Source organism: Pseudoalteromonas sp. APC 3893, from assembly GCF_030408095.1.
GTDB lineage: Bacteria > Pseudomonadota > Gammaproteobacteria > Enterobacterales > Alteromonadaceae > Pseudoalteromonas.
Genome location: NZ_JASDCD010000050.1, coordinates 1 through 4,230, shown reverse-complemented (window position 1 = coordinate 4,230; position 4,230 = coordinate 1). Strand labels below are relative to the sequence as shown.

Sequence of the window (4,230 nt, the reverse complement as noted above, 5' to 3'; positions counted from 1 at the left end):
CTTATTATCTTCAATTGGGTATATTTCACCAGCTCAATATGAAACAGACTACTATGATAATTTAAACGAGTCAGGTAAAGTGGCCTGACTTAAACAAACTGGTCTCCGATGAACTCGGGGCGATTCAGTTGGGCTTATTATTTATGTTATTGCATGGATAATGAAACAGGCTCAACAGTTACAACAAGAGCAAGAGTTAGTAATTTAATGGCAATAATAATCGATTTAGATGTGATGCTTGCAAAGCGTAAAATGAAGTCGGCAGAACTTGCTGAAGCTATTTGTATTACTCCACAAAATTTGTCCGTATTAAAAGCAGGGAGAGCAAAGGCTGTTCGATTTACGACGCTTGATGCGATTTGCAAACACTTAGAGTGTCAACCGGGCGATATCTTACGTTTTGAATCTGATGTAGACAAAGACGACCGCTGACGAGTAAATATTAAAGCACTCTTACGTTCTACTTTAGCAATTCAACAAGCGCTATTTATGTGCTTGATATGCTACTCTTCAAGAGAGATCTCAAGTGACAGAATATCTGCCTGGCTTACCTTTTTTGATAAAACATAATAGCTGTCGGTAACAGCTTGTAGTTGATCACAAATTTGTTCGCATAGTGTAGCTAACTCGTGTTGAGGCTTTAATCCTTCACTTTTATAACTGTAAAACCCAAGTTGGAATTTGTTGTTTTTAAAGCTGCGATAGTAAATACCGTCTTTGCTAGGGAATACACGCAGCTTTGCCCCAGGTACTGTAACTAATTTTGTTTTGGTACTGATATTTTCAATTGTATCGTTGGAGGCCGCGATTATCTGCTGTTGTTCATTTTTAAATAATTGGCGAGCATTTAGTTGTTCATGTAATGACTGCTTTTGTGACGTGGTTAGGTTGTATTTGTAAAGCCAATCTCCTTGAGCTGATTTATCAACATACATAAATGTATCATCGTTTTCTAGCGCTATGAGCGGGATGCCGAGTAGGTTATCTAACCATTTTATATTTACGTTATTACCTAATATGCTAATAACAAAAGGGCGATTGTTAAGTGCACTTATAAGATGTGTGTTACTTAGCCAAACAGGAGGCGCTAGTGCGAGTTCTTGTGTGTGATTGTCAAAAATAATAGATTCATTATTTGAATCAAGCTCTTTTAAAAGCAGCTGTGGAATACCATTTTTACTGGATATATAGGTAACCATTTTTTCATTTGGCGATACAGCAGCGCTGGTATCTACACTATTTGAGTCTGAAATTTCTTTTATATTTGAAACATCAGTTCTATTTGCAAGGTATAAGTCTTCATCAGTACGTCTTTGTAGAAAGTACAGCTTACCTGCAACTGATTGGATATACTGCACAAAATGGTAGTTATTGTATGTTATAGATTGCCAGTCACCGCTAACATGGAGCTCAGACAAGTTTTTTCCATTACTTAGTAAGAGTGATTGTTGGTCTTGCTGCCAAGTTAAAAAGTACCAATTATGGTCAAGCGCTTTTATTGTCTCGAACTGTTCAGTTTTAATGTCAAAAGTTTTAACCACAGAGATTGAATCTGTATTAAAGCCAATGACTGCAAGTTTATTTTGTTGTGGTGATAAACTAATTTTATATGGTTTAAACGTATCATTTGGAGTGAGAAGTTTGCGCACCTCACCTGAAATAAGATTATGCTGGTAAAGCGTTACATTGCGGCTATGTTCAGAGGCATTTATGTTTGCGAGGTAAAATAGTTGTTGTTTTTTATCTATAAAAAATGGGCTATTCCAACTAATGTCACTGCGCCTAATAAGTTGTGTTTGTTGTGTAGGTTGTAAGTCGTCATCTAATAATATTTGCCCAAACTCAATAGTACTATCGTGTGATGCTGAATAGACTAATGAATTAGCGTTGCGCCATGCTAGGTATGTGTAGTTTTGTGCTTCTTTCGTAATTTTCCATGTTTTTTTACGCTTTAAATCCTTAATGTAAATATGCTTATTTGTGCCTTGGTGTGACTTACTTCTTATAATTGCCATGTGAGTATTATTTGAACTAATGCGCATGTAATGCTCAATTGCTTTACTTGAGGTAATTGGCTTTAGATTATTTAAAGTCTGTTGTGATGCTGGCGTGTTTTGCCAAGTAGCCCAAGTAATGACTAAAAAGATCAAGGTACAAAGAACGGCGACATAGAGAGCTACTTTATGGCTGTTCACTTTAGGTTTTGTGTAAACTTTGGCGTTGGCTGGGTTACTTGGTGAAGAGATTATTGCTTGCAAACTATAACCACGTTTAGGGTGTGTTTTTATTAACTCTTTATCGTCATCACACAATGCTTTTCGTAGCAGTGCTATATTGCGCCTTACCGAGTTCGGGCTGTAAATAGAGTGGGGCCAAACTTGTTTGAATAGCTCTTCGGCGGAGATAATGCTGTTTGCGTGTTCGCACAATACAATAAGCATTGCCATTACTTTAGGCTCAAGCAGCTGAGTACGACCATGCACAGAGACTTCCCCTGAAGTTGGGTTTACACGTGCCTCGTTAATATAGAATACATTAGAGAATAACGGGGGATTAAAGCTTGCTCCTAATTTATTGTTATTGTTGATTATTCTTTTCCTTAATGTTTTCTTAATTGTTTTTTAAGCACAAATTCATCGCTTATCTGTGAATTTGACGCTATCAAAGTCAGCCAGCTAATTCTGTTTTTATGATAAACAAATAATGAAAAAAGGAATACGTTAATATGCGACTGATGCAAATAATATTACTTCTGGTATTAGCATACCCTGTTGCTGCAAAGCAGCTTGATGAACCTCAATTAGATACTTCAATAATAGTTGAAGAGTTCTTAACTGTATTTAACAGTAATGATGTTGAGGCTATTACTAAATACGTTGATGATCACTTTGCACAGCAAAGCCTTAATCGTTGGCAGGGGACTGGCCGTGAACGTTATATAGGTTACATAACGAGTATGGCTAATTTACACAAGCAATTGAATCTAAAGAGTACAACGCAAAGTTTACAAAACCAAACACTGCGGGTGACAAGTCATGTTGATTCTAACACGACAGGGCTTAGTTATGATTCAGTCATTTTATTTGATCAACAGCATAAAATAACTAATTGGTACCTCTCACTGAATGATACATTTAAACTAGATGATGAAAATATAACCGAATTAAAAGTCACTCAAGCGATTCAAAACTTAACAGAAAAGCTTGCTAAAAATGGTTTTTTTTCGGGCACAGTGTTATTTGCTAAAGCTGATAAGGTGTTATTCACAAAAGCCTATGGTTTGGCATCTAGGCGTTATGATGTAAAAAATAATCTTACTACTAAGTTTCAAATAGGCTCTATGAATAAGATGTTCACTAGTGTGGGCATTATGCAATTGATTGAAGCAAATAAATTATCACTTGATGATAAGCTTACTCAATACATGGATAGAGATTATTTTGGAGTGGGCGACTTTGATTCTATCACCATAGAGCAATTATTAACGCATACCTCAGGCTTAGGTGACATTGCGGGTTTTGAAGCTAAGCAATCACATATTCGTTCATTGCAAGATTCGCTGCCCTTATATAAAAATATCCCATTAAACTTTAAGCCTGGTAGTCAGTGGCAATACAGCAGCACCGGTATGCGCATGCTGGGCCATGTTATTGAGTCTGTTTCAAAGCAAGATTACTACGCTTTTATTCAACAGCATATTTATCAAAAAGCGGGTATGACTGATAGTGGGAGTTTTGATTTAGATGTGCCCATTAAAAATACAGCAAGAAATTATTGGTATTCGTTTGAAACCAACGCCATTACAGAGAATTTGATGAAGCAAGCTGTCAAAGGCGGTCCTGCTGGTGGCGGGTACTCAACTGTTGGTGATTTGCATAGATTTGCGCTTTCATTAATTAATCATCAGTTGTTAAATACTGAGTTAACTTCTCAAGCTACGTCTGCAAAACCAGAGCTACATTCACCTAATTATGGTTATGGATTTTCGGTCAGAGGTGATGAGGGTAATCAAATTATAGGGCATAATGGCGCTCATTTAGGCATGAGTGCACAGCTTAATATTTATCGTGATAAGGGCTATATACTTGCTGTGTTGGGCAATAGTCCAGGGCGGGAGCATACTTTGATTAATTTATAATCCAAAAAATATTCTCGCCCGATAATCATCACTCCAGCTTGCCTTTTTGATTTTGCTACGTTGACTTGGGGCCCCGCATTCGCATTGCCTCA

Annotated in this window: 3 protein-coding genes; 2 read left to right on the top strand and 1 reads right to left on the bottom strand. The window is 37.0% G+C overall.

All coding sequences use genetic code 11. From position 1 onward, the window contains the following. Positions 1-207: 207 nt before the first annotated feature. Positions 208-432 (top strand): helix-turn-helix transcriptional regulator, encoded by a 225-nt coding sequence (locus QMA12_RS21810; RefSeq protein WP_290211470.1) that lies wholly within the window; start codon positions 208-210, stop codon positions 430-432. A 71-nt stretch (positions 433-503) separates the two neighbouring features. Here QMA12_RS21810 and QMA12_RS21805 read toward each other — a convergent pair whose 3' ends face one another. Continuing rightward, positions 504-2,483 (bottom strand): winged helix-turn-helix domain-containing protein, encoded by a 1,980-nt coding sequence (locus QMA12_RS21805; RefSeq protein WP_290211469.1) that lies wholly within the window; start codon positions 2,481-2,483, stop codon positions 504-506. 242 nt (positions 2,484-2,725) lie between these two features. Here QMA12_RS21805 and QMA12_RS21800 point away from each other — a divergent pair, with 242 nt between their 5' ends. Then, positions 2,726-4,138: a serine hydrolase domain-containing protein gene (locus QMA12_RS21800; protein WP_290211468.1), complete on the top strand. Its 1,413-nt coding sequence runs from the start codon at positions 2,726-2,728 to the stop codon at positions 4,136-4,138. Positions 4,139-4,230: the final 92 nt, after the last annotated feature.